Raw genomic sequence first — 14,653 nt, forward strand, 5'->3', positions numbered from 1 at the left:
ATCTAAACGAGGACCCCTGTGTATATAATTATGCCAATGAATGACATTTGCTTAGGTTTATTATGTTTCGATGTTCTTTATCAAAACCGCGCCCTGCAGTATCTAACCTTTGGACAATGATGTTGCGGTGTACGGCTGGCGTTGGCATTAGCACTGTCAGTGCGTTACTGGTGATACCGCAAGCACAAGCTGCCAGCTGTAAAATCCCCAAAAGCTACTACAAAAACGTCTCTTGTACCGCCAGCAGTGGCTTGTTTTTGGCTATCAAAGATTTTGGCGCGCCTGTGGCCTTGATTGACAACAAAGGCAAGCGCATCGTCGATCTATCACGCTATCAAAAGGTCGATGCCGATAACCTCTCAGAGGGGTTGCTGCCCGTACTGCGTAATGGTCACGTCGGATATCTCAATATGAAAGGGCGAGAAGTGGTGCCTGCTATGTACGATATGCTAAAAGAGCGTCAAGGCTGGGCGCGGCCGGTATCAGAAGGGCGTATCGTCGTAAAAAAAGACGGTAACTACGGCGTCATCAATACCGCCAACAGAACCGTCGTGCCATTTTCGTCATCGTTTAGTGAGGTAGCTGATTATCGCGGCGGCATCACCCGTGTGCGTAAAAACAGCGACATCAGTTGGCTGGATAAAAGCGGCAATGTGGCAAAAGACCCTGCTGACAATAACCACAAGCCGCCGCAAGCGCGCCAGTCGCCATCCGCGCCGCCCATCAGTCCATTTACTACACTACAGCCGCGTCAGCATGAGGGTAAATGGGGCTTTGTCGATGACCAAAATGTCACCATGATTACCTACTCATTTGATGAGGTGCGTCCCTTTTCTGAAGGCATGGCGGGCGTACGTATCAATGAAGATTGGGGTTTTGTCAATCTTGGTGGTGAGCTGTTGATTCCGTTTCGGTTTGCAGATAGTGGCGTGTCGGCAAGTGATACTTATCAAGGCAAGCCCTCGTTTGTGTTTGTCGATGGCAAAGCATGGATCGGTAATCTAAAAAATGGCAATAAAATGTGCATTGATAAAACAGGCAGCAGCGTTGGCTGTGATTGAGCCGTTTTTTTTATACCATGACGATACGTCAGTGGGCATAAAAAATTAAGCAAACATAAACAACTTAAGCAGGCATAAAAAAGCGTGTAAGCTTGTCTTTGACAGTCAAACTTACACGCTTGTTCAGACGTGCGTGCTTTTTAAATAGCCTTTAAGAGCGATGCGCCAACAGATGACTGCTGATCAGATCCACCATATAAGGCTGATAATACTCAGGAATATCGTGTGCCATGCCCTCGATCAGATAAAACTTAGCATTGGGGATGGTCTTTGCCACCACGCGCCCTTGCGATGCTGGCAGGAGACCGTCGGCGCTACCATGTAACACGATGGTTGGAGCTTTGACTTGTTTGCTATAGCGGCTAATAGAGCCAGATGCCAAAATAGCATTTAGCTGCTGCACGGTCCCGAGCGGATGAAAGCTGCGCTGATAGCGAATCTTGGCAATCTCACGCACCATGCGCACATTGACATGCCCTGGCGTGCCAACCGTTTTCATAAACCAGACGCTATGACGCACGATATCACGCTCAGAGTGACTCTCAGGGCGGTTGATAAGGGTGTATAGCTGCCGAGGTTTGGGCGGTCTTAAAAATGCACGGTTGGTGGTGGTAAACATCAGTGCCATTCGCTGTACCAAGCTTGGGTAGCGAGCAGCCACGATTTGGGCAATCATCCCGCCCATAGATGCGCCAAGCAGATGGGTTTTACCCAGCTGCAACGCCTTAATCAGACGGGCGGTGTCTTCGGCCATGTCGGTCAAATTATAGGCCACTTGCGCGCTCTTGTTAGAGAGCCCTGTTTGCAGACGCATCATCATCTTTAGCTGACTGATACGCGGTAGGCCGTCAATTTGCACTTTAGACGATAGGCCAATATCACGATTGTCAAAACGAATCACAAAAAAACCGGCATCAATGAGGCGTTTTATAAAGTTTTCTGGCCAAAATATCATTTGTGAGCCAAGCCCCATGACCATGAGCAAGGGTGGATGGTTTGGGTTACCGCCTGCTTCCACACAAAGCTCGATACCGTCACCGATATCGATCATCGCTTGATGCAACTGGTCACTCAGATCAGAGTCATGCCACTGATGCGCGCCAAACTTTTGCCACTCAGGCGTAGGATAGTGGCCCACATTCTCATCTAGGCTTGGATCTGGGCTTGCTTGGGATCTGGCGCTATTGATGTTATTTGGTTGTGTCATGAAGTGTCCTAATCAGAGGTCGTCTACTACAGCTCAAGCATCTCAAAATCGAGTTTGCCCACACCGCACTCAGGACATGTCCAGTCATCAGGGATGTCTTCCCATTTGGTACCAGGGGCGATGCCTTCTTCTGGGCAGCCAAGTGCTTCGTCGTATATCCAGCCGCAGACAATACATTCATAACGTTTCATAAAAAGTCCTATCGATTATTTCTAGTGTGACCGTTTTTTAGCGCGCCAGTCATGGCGAGGGCTAATGACTGGGCGTCACGACAGTGTGCAAGTGTCCACATAACGGTCAGCGCTTAGACAGCAAAAACGCACGTAGTTTAGCATATAACCGTTATTTTCATAGTTAAGTTTACACTTGTATATTGAGATTGTGAGATTTTTATCAAGTCGAACGTCGCGGTTTTATGCATATCAAGGCTGATAATAGCCGGTGCTTTAACGTATTAATTGGGTCAATTATGCTACAATAACGGGCGAAAAATTCACACCAGTTATCATTAAAGTCATACACGCTAAGGGTCCTCATGAGCATCAATGCCGCCACTTCTACCACTACCGAAAACCAGCCATCAGCCGTGCTCAATACTGATCATCCTTTTTGGCAGATCATTCGCACCGTACCAGACTTTCCAAAAGTCGGCATTGATTTTTATGACATAACCCCGTTACTGCGCAGTCACATTGATGCGGTCATCGATGCGCTGTTGGCCGCTTTACCAGAAGGCTGTCTGGATGAGGTTGATTGTTTGGGGGCGGTCGAGGCGCGTGGGTTTGTCTTTGCCAGCTTGCTAGCAGGGCGCTTGGGTAAGGGTATGATATTGCTGCGTAAGCCTGGTAAGTTGCCGCCACCTGTGGCCAATAAGGCCTATGCGCTCGAGTATGGTAAAGACACCCTTGAGATGCAAAACAATCTACCGCCTGAGCGGGTATTGTTGGTCGATGATATTTTGGCAACGGGTGGCACCTTGAACACCGCTTACGAGCTTTGCCGCTCAGCAGGTCACACCGTGGTCGGGGCGCTGGTATTACTCGATTTGGTGGCGCTGCATGGAGCGTTTCCAGTACCCGTTTATACGGTACTAAAAGCCTAAAATCAAAAAGCGCGCTGATGCTGATATAATCAGCGCGCTTTTTTTCAACATAGCTATTTAAGATACATGGCATTAAGCCCATGCTAAATTAAGCCGTTTTTTGTTGTTCGTGGTTTTTGCAGCTGTATTCTACGAGGGCGCGTCCGATCGTCTTAGGGCTGGTGATTTTGAAATCCTTTGTGGTCAAAATGGGTTTGTCTGACTGCCAAGACTTTATGACTTTGTCATTGGCCGCGTAATTGACATAAGCACGCCGATAGTAACTGGCGTCTTTACAAGAGATCAGTAGCTGCTGATCACTATGATGGATGGGTTTTTCTTTAAAGAGCGCTGTTTCCGCATTTTCTTCTTTTGCAGCTTCTTTGTCTTTTGCTATATTTTTTTTGGCTTGCGTTGGGTAGGTTCGACGGATTGAGACGGTGATATTTTCAACACGCTTTTCATCTATGATGCTAATATCAGAGCGCTCGATAGAATCTAAGTCCACACTAAAAACCGAGCCAGAATGACTCTCGGACACCTCTGACCAGTTCACTGCTTGTGCGCTGAGTGCCAAAGCACTGCCTGCCAATAACACTGATAGCCGTTTCATACTTAAGCCTTGCTTCTGGTTGTTTGAAGTAGGCCATAATAGCCAAGTTGTTATCGGCAGGCAAATATCTTTTATGACAGGTCACGGCCTGACAAGTTACTCACGGATGGCCGCTAGTGTCTTGGCCAGCTCATCACGAGCAGTGATAAAGCCATCAATGCCCTTTGGTAACAGGTCTTGTGTCACGGTGTCTTGTTGGTAGGCGGCGCTGAATTCTTCGTGAGTTAGACTGACGCGGGTCATCTCGTCTAGCGCCATAGACATGCTGGGCGATAGCTGACGCTCTACTTGTGTGTCCATGGCGGCAAGCTCGTCGATAAGGTTTGGCGCGATGGTCAATAAATCACAGCCTGCCAACGCCAGTATTTGCTCAGTAGAGCGGAAGCTTGCGCCCATGACTTGAGTGCCATAGCCGTGCTGCTTGTAGTATTGATAAATCAGCTTGACCGATTGTACGCCCATATCATCGGAGGAGGGCACGTTTTGGCGGTTTTGCTGGCGTTTTTGCCAGTCTAAAATACGACCCACAAAAGGCGAGATCAGCGTCACGCCAGCATCAGCACAGGCAATGGCTTGATGCTGACCGAATAAAAGCGTCAAGTTACAATGGATGCCTTGGGTTTCGAGGTAGCGCGCCGCCTCGATGCCCTGCCAAGTGGCGGCCATTTTGATCAAGACGCGCTTAGGATCGATTCCCGCCTTTTGGTACGCCTCCATAAACGCCATGGCCTTATCGATCGTCGCTTTGGTGTCATAAGACAAGCGCGCGTCGACTTCGGTAGACACTCGTCCCTCGATCAGTGCCAAAATATCACAGCCGACTTGGACGGTCAGTGCGTCTATGACCGCATCGACATCGCCATTATGGCGACTCATGGTCTCTGCCAGCATGCCTTGATTGTCAGGGTGGATGAGGGCTTTGGTGATCAAGCTTGGGTTGGTGGTAGCATCGATGGGTTTTAAGCGCGCAATGGCGGCCAGATCGCCAGTATCAGCGACAATGGTGGTCATGGTACGAAGCTGTTGTAATGCGCTCATTAGAGATCCTTTTTTTTAGTGACGTGATGTTATCAATCACAGGGTGGTTTTGTTTTTGTCGTAAGATGAGGGATTGGCATTAAACTGTAACATAGTTTTGAGCCTCTGTTGCTTCATAGTGTGATGGACGACAAGAGACAAGGGCACAACTGTGCTATAGTCAGGTCAATATTAGCTGAATTGACGACATCAGCCTTCTCACTTGCTGACGCTGTACCACAATTATTTTGAATCGACTATACTATGGACGAGATGATATGGGCGAGCTGATAAGAGTGGCGCGACATTACATGCGATTGCACACGATTACACGTGGGCACTGCGCGCCGTTTTTGTTATAGTAGAGCCGGCCAGCTGTTATGCGATAGTGGTATGAGCAGCTTGAGATATTATTGATAAGTCAAAAAATGGCCTGGCAAAATCGGATAAGAGCAAAAGCAGACGGTGTCTTGATAGACTATTGTTTTATCATGTCGCTATAGCAAGCTATTAACACCGATGATGTCAGACCCAATAGCTAAAAACTGGCCAAAAATTTCAACAGTAAAAAATCTAAAAAGGATGGGCGGTAATGAGTGAGCAGTCACCAGAACAACATATGAATAACTCCAATCAAACCACGACAGACACAAACGATGCCGCAACCGAAAAAGCGTTTTTGGATAATATTCGTCAAAGTATCGATGCAGTAGACTGCAAAATTCAAACGTTGATCAATGATCGTGCCAAATTGGCTCAGCAAGTGGCTGTCGTCAAAAAAGAACACCTCGCGAGTAATGTCGCCGCCACGACCGACAGCAACCCTATTTTTTATCGTCCAGAGCGAGAGGCACAAGTACTAAAAGCCGTCATGGAGCGCAATACTGGCCCTATCGCTGACGAAAAAATGGCCCGTCTGTTTCGTGAGATTATGTCTGTATGCTTGGATTTAGAAGCACCGCAGCGCATTGCGTTTTTAGGGCCTGTCGGTACCTTTACCCATGCAGCTGCGCTCAAACACTTTGGCAAAGCCGCGGATACCGTGCCGATGACCACCATCACCGATGTGTTTCGCGAAGTCGAAGCGGGCACAGCGATGTATGGCGTGGTACCTGTTGAAAACTCTTCAGAAGGGGTGGTCAATCACACGCTAGATGGCTTTTTGTCCTCTTCATTAAAAATCATCGGTGAGGTTGAGCTGCCTATTCACCAAAACTTCTTGGTCGCGGAGCACACCAAGGTCGATAGTCTCAGCCGTATTTATTCGCACCAGCAGTCACTGGCTCAGTGCCGTCATTGGCTTGATGTCAACTTTCCAAACGTCGAGCGTGTGGCGGTATCGAGCAACGGAGAGGCGGCGCGTCGCCTCAAAAACGAGTGGCATTCTGCTGCTATCGCGGGGGACGTTGCTGCAGCAGAGTATGATTTGCACAAGCTGTATACCAACATAGAAGACAATCCTAGCAACACCACACGTTTTCTGATCATCGGTCACGAGGCGATTGCGCCATCAGGTCAAGACAAAACCTCTATCGTGGTATCGGCACACGACAAAGCAGGGGCGCTGATCGAAATCCTAAAGCCACTGTCTTATCATGGTGTATCGATGACCAGTATCGAGACGCGTCCTGAGCGCCCGAATAAATGGGCTTATGTATTCTTCATCGATATGAATGGTCATATTGATGCGCCAAATGTGAGCGCAGCGATTGCCGATATTCGTCCACTGGTAAAAGATTTGCGTATACTTGGCTCATACCCCAAAGCGGTATTGTAAGCTGATCATCGGCCGCAAATGGATCATACTAAGCAGTAGATGTGTCATCATCTCTAAGGGTAAACCATGGCATCACCTCAAGCGACATCATCAAGTTTAGCCCCGCTTACCTCTGCGTATGACAGTATCTTAGCGCTGACGCCTTATCAGACTGGCAAGCCGGTCGAGGAGCTGACGCGCGAGTATGGGGTTTCTGATGTCGTAAAGCTGGCCAGCAATGAAAACCCACTGGGCTGCTCGCCGCATGTGACATTGGCGATTACCGAGCAGCTGGGTCAACTGGCACGCTATCCTGATGGCAATGGCTATTATCTCAAGCAAGCGCTGGCGGATTTTAATCGTGTGGATGTTGAGCAGATTACCCTAGGTAATGGCTCCAATGATCTATTGGACCTATTGGCGCGTGGCTTTGTCAGTTGCGACGATACCATTGTGTATAGTCAGTATGCCTTTGTGGTGTATTCGATGCTGGCGAAGATACAAGGTGCTACTGGGATAGAGGTGCCCACGCCGCGGTTTGGTCATGACTTAACGGCCATGCGTCAAGCCGTCGCCGACCATCCAAATACCAAGGTTGTGTTTATTGCCAATCCCAATAACCCAACAGGCACCCAGCTTGGGCAAAAAGAGCTACGTGAGTTTGTCGCTAGCGTGCCAGCTTCGGTACTGGTGGTACTCGATGAGGCGTATATCGAGTATAGCCCTGAGAGTAATAATAGGGCGCTGCTTGATGAGTTTGACAATGTGGTTATCGTTCGTACGTTTTCTAAAGCTTATGGGCTGGCGGGTCTGCGCGTTGGCTACGCGATCAGCTCAGTGCCAGTCGCAGATTTATTAAACCGTATTCGTCAGCCATTTAACGTCAGCCGTGTGGCATTGGCCGCCGCCGCTGCTGCACTTGCCGATCAAGACTTTATCGAAGCCACTCGCTTGAGCAATGCTGAGCAAATGCGCTGGTTAGAAAAACAGTTTGACGCGCTAGGGCTGGGTTTTATTAAGTCGCATGCCAATTTTATCATGGTAAAGTTCGAAGTTGAGATGGAAGACATCAACGCTATATCTATCCATCAAGCATTGCTAGAGCAGGGGGTGATCGTACGTCCTTTGGCCGCATATGGACTCCCGAACTGGCTGCGTATCACGGTAGGTCTGGCTGAAGACAATCTGCGTTTGATAGATACGCTACGCTCGATTTTGACCGAGGACTGAGCGTTGGCAACTGATAAAGAGGGCGGACCAGCCCATCTGAATCCCGATAATGTCATGGCGCTCATGCAGGCGTGCCTTTGCGACTGAATGCCAGTTTGTAAAATACAAACTACCGTGAGTCGCCATAAAAAAGATAAAAAATAAGAATCCTATGCAATCCTCTTTTGATAAAACCCCTTTATTGTTCAAACAAGTTTGCGTGATCGGTCTTGGGCTAATTGGCGCAAGCCTCGCCCAAGCCATCAAGGACAATGGGCTAAGCGAGCGTTTGGTTGCGGTTGATAGACATGTGCCAAGCGTGGATGAAGCCATAAAACATGGCTTGCTCGATGCTGGTAGCACGCGCTTGACTGACGTGGTGGCAGGCAGCGACTTACTTATCATTGCCGTACCGGTGCAAGCGGTGCAAGCCGTATTTACCGATATCAAAGCGGCAATGGACAACGGCCAGCTGGCTACAGACTGTATCATTACGGATGTCTGTAGTACCAAGGTCAATATCATTGAGGCAGCAAAATCGGTATTTGCTGCACTGCCAACGGGGTTTGTACCCGCGCATCCGATTGCTGGGGCGGAGAATTCAGGGTATCATGCCAGACGCGCCAATTTGTTTGTCAACCACAGCGTGATAATCTGTGAGCTCGCCACCACCAGCTCTTCTGCAATTGCAAAGCTGCAGCAGTTATGGGAGGCAGTGGGTGCGACTGTCATGCCGATGGCGGCCGATCATCACGATGCAATATTGGCGCATACCAGTCATCTGCCGCACCTACTGGCGTTTAATCTGGTCGAGCAATTGGCGAGTCATGATGACAATTTGGATATGTTTCGCTATGCCGCTGGTGGATTCCGCGACTTTACCCGTATCGCTGCCAGCGATCCTAAGATGTGGCATGATATATTTTTTGCCAACGAGCGCGCGATTATCAGCGCCCTTGATGAGTACGGCGTCTATCTACAGACCATGCGTCAGCTTATCATTGATAAAGATTCAACCGCCCTGATGGGGCTTTTGGGCCGCGCGCAAGCCGCACGGCGACATTTTGGCCATATGTTAGCCAGCACCCCTTATACGGATACCTCTGCTATGTCAGCTTCTTATAATATCACCCCTAGCAACACCGTCTCTGGCACTATTACCATTCCTGGAGACAAATCTATCTCGCATCGCAGCATCATGCTTGGCAGTTTGGCCACAGGTGTGACCAACGTCACTGGATTTTTGGAAGGGGAGGATGCGCTGGCTACCTTGCAAGCATTCCGTGACATGGGTGTAAGCATCGAAGGCCCTGATAAAGGCAGATTGACCATTCATGGCGTCGGTATGAATGGTCTAAAACCCAGCAAAACACCACTGTATATGGGCAACTCAGGCACCAGTATGCGCCTGCTAGCCGGTATCTTAGCCGCCCAGTCGTTTGATAGTGTGTTGACAGGCGATACTAGTCTGAATAAGCGTCCGATGGAGCGGGTGGCAGCACCGTTACGTGACATGGGTGCGGTGATCCAAAGCACGGGTCATGATGGTACCGCGCCGCTAAGCATCACTGGCCGTGATACGGTTGGCCAGCCGCTGCAAGGGGTAGAGTATGACATGCCAGTTGCTTCTGCTCAGGTGAAGTCTTGCTTGCTATTGGCGGGACTGTGGGCAAACGGCACCACGACGGTCATCCAACCTGAAGTTAGCCGTGATCATACCGAGCGTATGCTCTCAGCCTTTGGCTATCCTGTGACCGTCGATGGCAATCGTGTCAGTATCGAAGGCGGTGGTACGCTCACAGGTGGCGATATCGCCGTGCCTGCGGATATCTCTTCTGCCGCCTTCTTTATGGTCGCCGCGGCCATCAGTCAAGGTAGCGAATTGACCCTAACGCAAGTGGGTATTAACCCAACTCGTACCGGCATCATTGATATCTTAAAGCTGATGAATGCTGATATCAGCCTAAGTAATGAAACCCATGTGGGCGGCGAGCCAGTGGCTGATATCACGATACGCAGCTCAAACCTGCAAGGTATTGATATCCCAGAGTATCTAGTACCACTGGCAATTGATGAGTTCCCAGTACTGTTTATCGCTGCCAGTTGTGCGCAAGGTCGTACAGTGTTGACTGGTGCTAAAGAATTGCGCGTCAAAGAGTCCGATCGTATTGCTGTGATGGCAGATGGTCTACAAACCCTCGGTATTGATTGTACAGTGACTGAGGATGGTCTGATCATTGAAGGCAAGGGTAGTAATGCTGACAGCAATGAAGTAAATAACAGCCAACCTGTTTTTGGCGGCGGACATATTACCTCGCATCATGACCATCGTATCGCCATGAGCTTTGCGGTTGCTAGCTTGCGCGCATCCAAGCCGATCACCATCGAAGGCGTTGAGACGGTCAATACCAGCTTTCCAGGATTTGCCGAGCTTGCCAATCAAGTAGGCATGTCTATTGAGGTTCACGATAGCCGCGCCTAACAGCGTTAGGACTTTTACCAGGTATTAAACGCCATAAGGGTTCAAATACCGTTATTGTCAGCAATGCATTGATACTATTATGAGTGTCAATGCATTGCTTTTTCACTTTTATTCTGTCTGTAGTAACCCTGTGCTTTTGCCGCTCGCCTAAATACGCTCATCATCAGGCGCAGTCTGCAACAGTACGCTTTGCTCTAAATTAAGTTGTACTGACTTATGACCACTCAAAATGTCATCAAAAAACCCGTGACGCCTATCAAAACCACCAGACGTGGTATTGTCACCGCGCTTATGGCCTTTTTTATCTGGGGCGGGTTTCCTTTATATTTTAAACAGTTGGCCGCCTATGACGCCACTGAGATCATCGGACACCGTATCGTCTGGACCTTTGCTTGTCTGCTGCTTGTCTTAGTCGTCACCAAACGCTGGGGCTGGATAGACACTTTAAAGAAAAACCCTAGGTGGATTGTGTTTTCGCTGATATCGGGTCTGATCATTGCCACCAACTGGCTGACCTATGTTTGGGCGGTCAACCATGACCGCATACTTGAGGCCAGTTTGGGCTACTTTATCGGGCCACTGGTAGGGGTGGCGCTCTCGATGATTTTGTTCAAAGAGCGCTTGCGGACACTGCAATGGGTGGCGATTGGTTTTGCGCTATTGTCTGTGATTATTCAGGTGGTGATGATTGGGAGCTTACCTTGGATTTCGCTGATACTGGCGTTTAGCTTTAGCACATATGGTACCATTCAGCGGCAAACACCGCTGAGCGCCATCGATGCGATGTTTGTGGAGACGACGATGCTGGTACCGATGTGCCTGTGGTGGTTTTGGCAGGCCGATGTGGTGAGTAGTCAGATCAGTTTTTGGTTGTCATCAAACATTTGGCTATTGATGCTGGCAGGCCCCATCACTTTGATACCGCTATTGTTATTTAATAAATCAACCAAGCTGGTGGCTTATAGTATTTTAAGTTTTATGAACTATTTGACACCGACCTTTATTTTCTTTTTGGCAGTATTTTACTATAAAGAGCCATTTGACTTGCACCGTTTGGCCGTCTTTGGCTTGATTTGGGTTGGTCTATTGTTGTTTAGCATTGACTTGTGGCGTCATCGCCCAAGTAAGATGCTAAAGGCTGCGCGTTTGCGCCAAAAAGCATGATCATCTGTCTGCTTCAAACTCCCTAAAAAACCAGTAAACAAGGATAAAAGCATGTTGCATACTCAGTCTGACGTGGTATTTGTCAAAGGCTTGACGGTAGATGCCGTCATCGGTGTCTATGAATGGGAGCGCGCTATCACTCAGCCGCTGCAGATCGATATCGCACTTGAGACGGATATCAGTGCTGCTGCCGCCTCAGATGATGTACAGGATGCACTAAATTATAAGGCAGTTTGTGAGGATGTCAGCGAGTGGTGCCAAGCCATTCAAGCAAAGCTACTTGAGCATCTGGCTGAGAAAATCGCCGATAAACTGCTTGCCAAATACGCTTGTCATAAAATCACGCTGAGCATGGCTAAGCCGACGGCAATCAAACACGCAGACGCCGTTGGGGTACAAATCACCCGATCTGCAAAAGCCAGTCATAGCGAGCAGCCTGCCAGTCAAAGTTATGATGCATAAGACGCCTAAAATGTTTAAGACGTATGAGAGGCATAAAGGTCTGGCTGGTGTGAATCTTGCAGGTCTGGAAATACATGAGCCTGAACAGCTGCAAACGCACGCGGTGACAGCAGTGGTACTGGCTTTGGGCAGCAACTATCACGCTGACTACTATTTGCCTGATGCACGTGAAAAACTGGCCACATTTGGCCGTATGCAGCTCTCTACGTCTTTTCAAAACCCTGACTTTACCGCCACTCAAGAGCAGCCAAAGCCTGACTATACCAATCAGTGTGCGTATTTATCTCTGGATACGGCGATGAGTTTGCAGGAGCTACAGCAGGCTTTTAAACTCATTGAAAGTGACTGCCATCGGCAGCGTTTAACAGCAGCTCAAACCTCTATAAAAAAAGTCACCATGGATATTGACATTTTACTTATACAAACTGGGCTTAACAAAAATAGCCTAAGCAATAAATCAATATCTGCAAAAATAGTAGAGTATTCAGAACAATGGATAATAATGGCGGATCGTTATCCATTCAAAGCACACGAGACAGCAGGGGTTGAAGAATTGATTTCAAAGAGCGGTTTTATCGGTTAAAAGGCTTTAAAACTTTTCCAAACACCAAAAAAAGCTGGGCAACATACCCAGCTTTTATGGACATCACGCTTACTACTGCGCTGTCAAACCACCATCAATAACAAACTCAGCGCCCGTCGAGTAGCTTGAGTCATCTGATGCTAAAAATAGCACCATGTTGCTTACTTCCTCTGGCTGCGCCACCCGCCGCATCGGAATGGTCTTGGCAAAGGCCTCAACCGCATCTTTGGTATCGCCTTGCATAATCATCGGGGTAGCAATGACGCCGGGATGAATGGAGTTGACGCGAATACCGTGCGGGGCGCACTCTAGCGCTGCCGCCTTTGTCATACCGCGCACCGCAAATTTAGAATCGGTATAGCCGATAGCACCGCCAACCAAGCCATTAATCGATGAGATGTTGATGATCGAGCCTTGTTTGGCGGCTTGCATTACTGGAATGACGGCCTTCATACCCAAAAAGACGGATACTTGGTTAATCTCTAGAATCTTGCGGTAGTCTGCAACCGAGGTGTCTAGGATAGATTTGTGTGTGGTGATGCCAGCATTATTGACCAATACATCAATTTGACCAAATTTTTCTTGAGTTGCGTTCGCGACTTTTGACCAATCCTCTTCATCGGTGACGTCATGCTTGACAAATAAGGCGTTATCACCAAGCTCCTTGGCCAGCGCCTCACCTTTTTCAGCGTTGATATCGGTCAATACGACTTTTGCGCCTTCTGCCAAACACAAGCGAGCATGAGTCTCGCCCATACCCTGAGCTGCGCCTGTAATGATTATAACTTTATCTTGTAGACGTGCCATGGTATCTCCTAGTGTTATTTTATTTATAAGTATAGTGCATCTGCTTTAAAATAAGTTCGTCCTACGAGCATTCATTTTTCTTGTGTGCTGTGCCAACGCTGCTCGATGCGGCGCAAAATGCATACCAGTAGCACGTGATATCAATTGTGCCAATTTTATGTGCGATTGACTATATTAAAAGAGTATCAGAGGCTACGGTAGGTCATTAGGACTTGTTTTTTTCGTCAGTCAGCTCTTCCATGTCAGAGAGGCCGATCACATCTAAATCTTCTAAACAAAGCTTGTCATACTTCTTTTTGCAAAAATCAGGATCAATCTCGCACATGGCGGTTTGCAGCTGATCTAGGCGATTTTCTGACTGCTGAATATGCTCAAGCATTTTTGCAAACGCTTCGGCCACTGGGTCTTGAGAAGAGGGGTCGATACCATAAGCTTGAAAAGTAGTGCGGCGCTTGGCTTTGGCCGATGTGCTTTGCGCTTGGTCTTTGCCGGTGTCGCCTTCGCCTGCTTGGGCTACTTTCTCTTGTTGTTTGGCGTCTTGGACTTTAGTGGCGATGGGGTTGCCTTTTTCATCGTGATGATCGGATATCATGCGCGCTGCGCTGCCGACCATGGTAGCGCCGGCTGGCACAGGTTTGACCACCACCGCATTTGAGCCGATTTTGGCATTTTTACCGACAGTAAATGGCCCCAAAACTTTTGCGCCAGCGCCTACGGTCACGCCGTCTTCTAACGTTGGATGGCGTTTGCCGTTATTCCATGAGACGCCGCCGAGAGTGACGCCGTGGTATAAGGTGACATCGTTGCCAATCTCTGCAGTTTCACCGATGACCACGCCGACACCGTGGTCGATAAAAAACCGCTTACCGATTTTGGCTGCAGGGTGAATCTCGATACCAGTGACGATACGCGAGCCGTAAGAGATCACACGGGCGGCCAGTTTTTGTTCGTGATTCCAGAGATAATGAGCGCCGCGATGCAAGATAAGCGCATGAATACCAGGATAGGTGAGAATGACCTCCAGACTATTGCGTGCGGCAGGATCACGGTTGAATACCGCATCGACATCTTCTTTTAGGTCTTTTTTGATGCTGGCAAGCGATTTGAACAATTTGGCTGGCAATGACATAAAGTGTCCTATCTGTTGGTCGGTCTGTTGGTCCGTTTATTGGTCGGTAAAGTATGGCGGTGTGGTCAGTGTTGGGTGCTAA

The 14,653-nt window shown here is 48.6% G+C and carries 14 protein-coding genes; 8 read left to right on the top strand and 6 right to left on the bottom strand.

The features are described from left to right. Nucleotides 1-62 precede the first annotated feature (62 nt). Complete coding sequence (locus BTV99_RS10670) at nt 63-1,061, top strand: WG repeat-containing protein (protein ID WP_075102346.1); 999 nt, start codon at nt 63-65, stop codon at nt 1,059-1,061. A 151-nt stretch (nt 1,062-1,212) separates the two neighbouring features. Here BTV99_RS10670 and BTV99_RS10675 read toward each other — a convergent pair whose 3' ends face one another. Further along, nucleotides 1,213-2,268 (bottom strand): alpha/beta fold hydrolase, encoded by a 1,056-nt coding sequence (locus BTV99_RS10675; RefSeq protein ID WP_075102347.1) that lies wholly within the window; start codon nt 2,266-2,268, stop codon nt 1,213-1,215. 26 nt (nt 2,269-2,294) lie between these two features. Continuing rightward, nucleotides 2,295-2,459: a rubredoxin gene (locus tag BTV99_RS10680; protein ID WP_057759803.1), complete on the bottom strand. Its 165-nt coding sequence runs from the start codon at nt 2,457-2,459 to the stop codon at nt 2,295-2,297. 344 nt (nt 2,460-2,803) lie between these two features. On the opposite strand from BTV99_RS10680, the gene BTV99_RS10685 reads away from it, so the two are divergent. Continuing rightward, entirely contained in the window at nt 2,804-3,370 is a 567-nt protein-coding gene (locus tag BTV99_RS10685) for an adenine phosphoribosyltransferase (RefSeq protein ID WP_075102348.1), read from the top strand. An 88-nt stretch (nt 3,371-3,458) separates the two neighbouring features. Here BTV99_RS10685 and BTV99_RS10690 read toward each other — a convergent pair whose 3' ends face one another. Beyond that, on the bottom strand, nt 3,459-3,962 hold the full coding sequence (locus BTV99_RS10690) for a hypothetical protein (RefSeq protein ID WP_075102349.1): 504 nt from the start codon (nt 3,960-3,962) through the stop codon (nt 3,459-3,461). Between the two features lie 96 nt (nt 3,963-4,058). Then, nucleotides 4,059-5,000 (bottom strand): transaldolase, encoded by a 942-nt coding sequence (locus tag BTV99_RS10695; RefSeq protein WP_075102350.1) that lies wholly within the window; start codon nt 4,998-5,000, stop codon nt 4,059-4,061. A 571-nt stretch (nt 5,001-5,571) separates the two neighbouring features. Here BTV99_RS10695 and pheA point away from each other — a divergent pair. From pheA to BTV99_RS10725, 6 genes are all read left to right on the top strand, one after another. After that, complete coding sequence (gene pheA, locus BTV99_RS10700) at nt 5,572-6,756, top strand: prephenate dehydratase (protein ID WP_075102351.1); 1,185 nt, start codon at nt 5,572-5,574, stop codon at nt 6,754-6,756. A 66-nt stretch (nt 6,757-6,822) separates the two neighbouring features. After that, on the top strand, nt 6,823-7,965 hold the full coding sequence (gene hisC, locus BTV99_RS10705; RefSeq protein ID WP_075102352.1) for a histidinol-phosphate transaminase: 1,143 nt from the start codon (nt 6,823-6,825) through the stop codon (nt 7,963-7,965). 151 nt (nt 7,966-8,116) lie between these two features. Next, the gene (locus BTV99_RS10710) at nt 8,117-10,426 is read left to right on the top strand and encodes a bifunctional prephenate dehydrogenase/3-phosphoshikimate 1-carboxyvinyltransferase (RefSeq protein WP_075102353.1); all 2,310 of its coding nucleotides are present in this window, start codon (nt 8,117-8,119) and stop codon (nt 10,424-10,426) included. A gap of 216 nt (nt 10,427-10,642) precedes the next feature. Beyond that, the gene (rarD, locus tag BTV99_RS10715; RefSeq protein WP_075102354.1) at nt 10,643-11,590 is read left to right on the top strand and encodes an EamA family transporter RarD; all 948 of its coding nucleotides are present in this window, start codon (nt 10,643-10,645) and stop codon (nt 11,588-11,590) included. 51 nt (nt 11,591-11,641) lie between these two features. Then, nucleotides 11,642-12,052 carry a dihydroneopterin aldolase gene (folB, locus tag BTV99_RS10720; protein ID WP_075102355.1) on the top strand — a complete coding sequence of 137 codons (411 nt, stop codon included), beginning with the start codon at nt 11,642-11,644 and terminating at the stop codon, nt 12,050-12,052. A 10-nt stretch (nt 12,053-12,062) separates the two neighbouring features. Beyond that, nucleotides 12,063-12,635, top strand: a complete 573-nt coding sequence (locus tag BTV99_RS10725) for a 2-amino-4-hydroxy-6-hydroxymethyldihydropteridine diphosphokinase (RefSeq protein ID WP_083608627.1) — start codon at nt 12,063-12,065, stop codon at nt 12,633-12,635. A 72-nt stretch (nt 12,636-12,707) separates the two neighbouring features. On the opposite strand, the gene BTV99_RS10730 is transcribed toward BTV99_RS10725, so the two are convergent. Further along, the gene (locus tag BTV99_RS10730) at nt 12,708-13,442 is read right to left on the bottom strand and encodes a glucose 1-dehydrogenase (RefSeq protein WP_075102356.1); all 735 of its coding nucleotides are present in this window, start codon (nt 13,440-13,442) and stop codon (nt 12,708-12,710) included. Between the two features lie 205 nt (nt 13,443-13,647). Beyond that, on the bottom strand, nt 13,648-14,571 hold the full coding sequence (gene cysE / locus BTV99_RS10735; RefSeq protein WP_075102357.1) for a serine O-acetyltransferase: 924 nt from the start codon (nt 14,569-14,571) through the stop codon (nt 13,648-13,650). Between the last annotated feature and the right edge of the window lie 82 nt (nt 14,572-14,653).

Source organism: Psychrobacter sp. Rd 27.2, from assembly GCF_001921755.1.
Lineage (GTDB): Bacteria > Pseudomonadota > Gammaproteobacteria > Pseudomonadales > Moraxellaceae > Psychrobacter > Psychrobacter celer.

Excerpts from the sequence above, each read along its gene's own strand:
- pheA (WP_075102351.1), top strand. The coding sequence starts at position 5,572 with ATGAGTGAGCAGTCACCAGAACAACATATGAATAACTCCAATCAAACC.
- BTV99_RS10695 (WP_075102350.1), bottom strand. The coding sequence starts at position 5,000 with ATGAGCGCATTACAACAGCTTCGTACCATGACCACCATTGTCGCTGAT.
- folB (WP_075102355.1), top strand. The coding sequence starts at position 11,642 with ATGTTGCATACTCAGTCTGACGTGGTATTTGTCAAAGGCTTGACGGTA.
- BTV99_RS10670 (WP_075102346.1), top strand. The coding sequence starts at position 63 with ATGTTTCGATGTTCTTTATCAAAACCGCGCCCTGCAGTATCTAACCTT.
- cysE (WP_075102357.1), bottom strand. The coding sequence starts at position 14,571 with ATGTCATTGCCAGCCAAATTGTTCAAATCGCTTGCCAGCATCAAAAAA.
- BTV99_RS10685 (WP_075102348.1), top strand. The coding sequence starts at position 2,804 with ATGAGCATCAATGCCGCCACTTCTACCACTACCGAAAACCAGCCATCA.
- rarD (WP_075102354.1), top strand. The coding sequence starts at position 10,643 with ATGACCACTCAAAATGTCATCAAAAAACCCGTGACGCCTATCAAAACC.
- BTV99_RS10710 (WP_075102353.1), top strand. The coding sequence starts at position 8,117 with ATGCAATCCTCTTTTGATAAAACCCCTTTATTGTTCAAACAAGTTTGC.
- BTV99_RS10675 (WP_075102347.1), bottom strand. The coding sequence starts at position 2,268 with ATGACACAACCAAATAACATCAATAGCGCCAGATCCCAAGCAAGCCCA.
- BTV99_RS10725 (WP_083608627.1), top strand. The coding sequence starts at position 12,063 with ATGTTTAAGACGTATGAGAGGCATAAAGGTCTGGCTGGTGTGAATCTT.
- BTV99_RS10690 (WP_075102349.1), bottom strand. The coding sequence starts at position 3,962 with ATGAAACGGCTATCAGTGTTATTGGCAGGCAGTGCTTTGGCACTCAGC.
- BTV99_RS10680 (WP_057759803.1), bottom strand. The coding sequence starts at position 2,459 with ATGAAACGTTATGAATGTATTGTCTGCGGCTGGATATACGACGAAGCA.
- hisC (WP_075102352.1), top strand. The coding sequence starts at position 6,823 with ATGGCATCACCTCAAGCGACATCATCAAGTTTAGCCCCGCTTACCTCT.
- BTV99_RS10730 (WP_075102356.1), bottom strand. The coding sequence starts at position 13,442 with ATGGCACGTCTACAAGATAAAGTTATAATCATTACAGGCGCAGCTCAG.